The organism is Marinobacter sp. (assembly GCF_033722195.1).
GTDB lineage: Bacteria > Pseudomonadota > Gammaproteobacteria > Pseudomonadales > Oleiphilaceae > Marinobacter.
Genome location: NZ_JAWVZL010000153.1, coordinates 1 through 4760 on the forward strand (window position 1 = coordinate 1; position 4760 = coordinate 4760).

Consider the following 4760-nt stretch of genomic DNA (forward strand, 5'->3'; position numbering starts at 1 on the left):
CCGGCACCCCACGGCCTGCCCCGGATCCCCATCGACGTCTTTATCAGTGAGCCGGGCTTTGACCAGTACCAGACCAGGGAGCGTTCCGGCACCTCACTGCTGGCTTTTGCCGTCAACGATGACCTGACGCTGCGCCAGAACCTGCGCTACAGCCAGACCGAGGTGGACTACCGGACCATGTACGGCCAGTTCCCGCCCACGCTGCAGCCCAACGGCGACCTGCCAAGGGTGGCCTACGCCAACAAGCCGGAGCTGGATGCCCTGACCATGGACAACCAGGCCGAGCTGCTGTTGGGCAGCGGCAACATCCGGCACCGGGTGCTTGCCGGTGTCGACTACCAGCACGCCGTCTCCCAGGCCCGCTCCGCCTTCAACGGCAACGCCGGCGCCATCAACGTCTACAATCCGGTCTACGGCGGCTTCAACGGTTTCAGTCCGGCCGATTTCAACGAGGGGCCGGAAAACACCGTCAGCCAGCTTGGCGTCTACCTGCAGGATGAAGTCACCATCGCCGAGCGCTGGGTCACGACTCTGGGCATTCGCCGCGACGAGACCGAAAACCGCACTGAGGGCCGTGCCGACCAGGAAGACGATGCCGTTACCGGCCGCGCTGCCCTGCTCTACAACGCCGACAACGGCCTGTCGCCCTACATCAGCTACTCAGAGTCATTCCAGCCGGTGATCGGCACCAACGTCTTTGGCGAGTCCTTCAAGCCACTGGAAGGCGAGCAGATCGAAGTGGGCCTGAAGTACCAGCCGCCGGGCAGCAACAGCCTGTACACCGCCGCCATCTACGACCTTCGCCAGAAGAACGTGCGGGCGCCGGACCCCAACAACCCGCAGAACCAGATCCAGACCGGTGAAGCCCGCAGCCGCGGCATCGAACTGGAAGCACTGGCCGAGATCAGCCCGTCCTGGGACGTGATCGCCGCCTATACCTACACCGACACCGAAGTGCTGGAGGGCGTCAACGAGGGCAACCATCTGGCCAGCGTGCCGGAGCAGACCGCCTCCCTGTGGAGTCAGCACGACCTGACCATCGCCGGGCTGCCCGGCCTGCGTGCCGGTGCCGGTGTACGCTATGTGGGGGATAACTACGGCGGGGTTGACACCCTGAAGACACCCGGTGTAACCCTGTTCGACGCCATGCTGGGCTATGCCGTCGGACGCTGGGATTTCCGCCTCAACGTCAACAACATCGAGGACGAGACCTACTTCACCACCTGCCTGACCCGTGGCGACTGCTTTGTGGGCACCAAGCGCACAGTCATCGGCACCGTTGCCGTCACCTTCTGACGAACCGGACCCGGCGGCCAGCAGGCCGCCGGGAACACCCGTCCGCCCTACCAACCCCGCTGCAATCACCTCGGGAACGCGAATACCGCTCAGAGCTCCGGCGTCAGTCCGAGGGCCAATGCGCTCATGCGTTCACGGCGGTGGATACTGCAGGTCCCGCAATAACCCCGCTCCGGCAACTTGAACTTGAGACAGCAGCCACGGCGCTGGGGAATGGCGCAAAGGCCCTGCTCCCTCATGGCGGGAATCCATTCGATGTAGCGCCGGGCATCGCAGTCGAAACTGTCCAGCCAGAGGCTCGCCTGTTGGCACAGGCGGTCAGGCTCCGAACGGTCGTAAAGCATTGAGAAAGGCGCGCAGAAGCCCAGCCCGATACTGCTCCAGTACGCCCCGGGACTGACGCCAAGGCCCTTACGGAAGACCGGATACCAGGCCCGTGCCCGCCCGGCCAGAGTATCGAATAGCTGGTCCAGGGTATGGAGCGAAGCCGACGGCCGGGGCTGGTCACAGGCCCAGAGGTCGAGGCTGTCATCGGGGTTGGCCACCAGGCGAAGGGCGTCATCACCAGGCAGATGGCTGGCACCGGTGAGCAGGAAGCGGAGCACCACCGGCGTCAATACCGACAGTGCCAGGGACTGCTGCATCACCGAGGCCCTTACCCGCAGACCCTGTTCGCTCAGGCCGGCGCCGAAATCGGACCGGACCCGATCCGGCCGCGCCAGGCACTGCGCCAGGCTCGGTCCATCGCTTTCGGAAACCGGCAGGCTGGCCTGTGGCGCCAGGTCGCTCGGACTCACTCCGGCGTCGGCAAGCAGGCCCTGGTAAGTCGCGAGCCAGTCGTTAGCCCCTGCCATGACGGCTCAACCCCCAGAGGAAATAGACACCGCCCACCAGGGCCGCCAGCAGGCCTGCCGGCAGCTGGTAGGGGAACATCAGCACCCGGGCCAGATAGTCCGCCAGGGCCAGCAGCAGGGCGCCGGCCAGGGCGGCCACCACCAGCTGCCGGGCCACCGTCTGCTGACCCAGCACCCGCGCCAGATGCGGGGCGATCAGGCCGACAAAGCTGAGCGGGCCGATCACCATGGTGGCGGCCGCGGTCAGCAGCGCCGCCAGCAACAACAGCAGGATACGGGCGCGGGCAATCCCCAGGCCCAGCGCCGTTGCCGGCACCTCGCCCAGGGGCATGACAGTCAGAACCCGGCTGCACAGCAGGGTGCCCGCCGCCAGCAACAGGCTCAACAGCGCCAGGGAGACGGCTTCGGTTTCGGTCACCAGCCAGGTGGAGCCGGACATCCAGGTCAGCAGTTTCACCGCGTCCGTGCCGCCGCCGGCCAGCACCAGGCGCAGGCCGGCATCGACAAACACATAAAGGGCGACGCCACCCAGCAGCAACTGGTGCCCGGCGAAGCGGTGCCGGCGCGACAGCACCAGCAGCAAGGCCAGCACCGCGGCGCCGCCAGCGGCACCCGCCAGCAACTGCCCCGGTCGGCCGGGACTCAGGCCCAGCAGGGTGAGCAGCACCATCGCCAGGGCCGCGCCGCCGCTGATGCCCAGAATCTCCGGGCTGGCCATGACATTACCGGTCAGGCGCTGGATGATGGTGCCCGCCAGCCCCAGCGCCACGCCCGCGGCCATCGCCGCCAGCAGTCTTGGCCCACGCCAGTCCCAGGCCTGGTCCCAGTCCGGGACCGGGGTCCAGCCCCAGCCGGTGAGGCCCGGCGACCAGCCCATGCTGAGGCCGATCATCAGCAACAGCAGCAGGCCGATCACCACCACCGGCGGGGTCAGCGCCCGGCGGCGCGGTGCGAACCCGGCCGGTCCGGAATCCTGGTTGGGCATGTGGCGGTTATTACGAAGGCTCCGCAGGGCCAGCAGGATGATGGGGCCGCCGATCAATGCCGTGGCGGTGCCGGTGGGAACCAGGGTGCCCTGGGTATGGCTGGTGGCCCACTGGGCAAAGGTATCCGCCAACAGCAGCAGACCACCGCCCAGCAAGGTACTGCAAAGCAGCTTCTGGGCCAGGGTGCGGGCCCCCAGCAGCCGCGCCAGCACCGGTGCCGCCAGCCCCACAAACGCAATGACACCGACCCGGCTCACCACGCTGGCGGTCATCAGCACCACCAGCAGCAGGGCCAGCAGGCGCAGCATCCCGACTTTCGCGCCCAGGGAGCCGGCGGATTGGGCACCAAGCTGCAGCAGCTGCAGCGGCCGCATCAGGGCTACCATGGCCAGGGCCAGGATCACCACCCGCGGCCACAGTTCGGCGAATACCCGCCAGTCGTTCTGCACCAGCGACCCGGCACCCCAGATAAACAGATTGCCCAGGAACTCGCCGTGGAGCAGCAGGAAAGCGGCATTCAGGGAACCCAGGAAGAAACTGATCACCAGACCCGCCAGAATCACCGTCACCGGCGAGAAACCCAGCCGCCAGGTCAGGGCCACCACCAGGCCCGCCGCCAGCAGGCCGCCGGCAACCGCGACCAGGTCAGGGCTGAAAGCCAGCGCCGAGGGCAGGTAGAGCGTGGCCACCGCCAGGCTGAGCTGGGCGCCGGCTCCCACCCCGAGGGTGGTGGGTGACGCCAGCGGATTGCCCAGCACCTGCTGCAGCACCGCGCCCGCCAGCCCCAGGCCGCAACCAATCAGGATCGCCATGGCAAACCGGGGTGCCCAGCTGTAATGCACCAGCACCTGCTGGTAACTGTCACCGTCTGCCTGCCAGAACGCCTGCACGAAGGCCGCCGGATCCATCTTTACCAGCCAGGGCAGGATCGCGGTGGCCAGCGCCAGCGCCCAGAGCAGGGCCACCAGCAGCGGCAGCCGGGGTGCCACACCGGGCCTAGCCGCCAACATTGTCGCTACCTCCGGCCAGCAGGGCGTCGGTGAGCAGCCGCGCCAGACGGGTTACCGAGTTCACGCCGCCATACGCCCAGACCGGGTCGATCTCGTAGATCTGGCCCTGCTCCACCATGGGCAGGTGCCGCCAGAAGGGGCTGCCGGCCAGCTGTTCCGGCAGCGATGGCGCCAGAGGCCGGATCGCTACCAGCCGGGCATCGTCCATATCCGACAGGGCTTCCAGCCCCACCATGGCAAAACCCCAGAAGTTGCCCGGCTGCTGCCAGGCATTGCGCAAACCCAGCCCTTCCAGGCCCGCCTGCAGAATGCCGTTGGGGGCGTTGATGCGCACATGACGGTCGTCCATGAAATTCACCAGCGCCACCGGCGTACCGGCAAGACCGGCCGCCTGCAAACGCTGGCGCTGCCGGGTCATTACCCGATCCTGTTCCGCCAGCACCTCCTGCGCCCGCTCCTGCCGGCCCAGGATCTCGGCCAGGGTCAGCAGCATGTTCCGGGCCCGCTGGTAGGGCTCGGCGCCCTTGTCGTAAACGCTGATCACGTAGGTGGGCGCGATGCCCCGCAGCAGCTCCCAGGCCGGTGCCAGCTGGCCGCTGGTCACGATCAGATCG

Annotated in this window: 4 protein-coding genes; 1 reads left to right on the forward strand and 3 read right to left on the reverse strand. The window is 67.6% G+C overall.

Translation table 11 applies throughout. The features are described 5' to 3' along the window. Positions 1-1296, forward strand: a 1296-nt coding sequence (locus tag R3280_RS16000; RefSeq protein ID WP_318999609.1) for a TonB-dependent siderophore receptor, incomplete at its 5' end; no start/stop codon positions are given. 89 nt (positions 1297-1385) lie between these two features. Here the strand turns inward: R3280_RS16000 and R3280_RS16005 are convergent. From R3280_RS16005 to R3280_RS16015, 3 genes are all read right to left on the reverse strand, one after another. Then, entirely contained in the window at positions 1386-2150 is a 765-nt protein-coding gene (locus R3280_RS16005) for a (2Fe-2S)-binding protein (protein ID WP_318999610.1), read from the reverse strand. Further along, a complete protein-coding gene (gene fhuB, locus R3280_RS16010; protein WP_318999611.1) occupies positions 2137-4146 on the reverse strand; it encodes a Fe(3+)-hydroxamate ABC transporter permease FhuB in 2010 nt (669 codons plus the stop codon). The genes R3280_RS16005 and fhuB overlap by 14 nt, the downstream gene beginning before the upstream one ends. Beyond that, positions 4133-4760 (reverse strand): ABC transporter substrate-binding protein (locus R3280_RS16015; RefSeq protein WP_318999612.1); only part of this gene is annotated, 628 nt, incomplete at its 5' end. The genes fhuB and R3280_RS16015, both read right to left, overlap by 14 nt.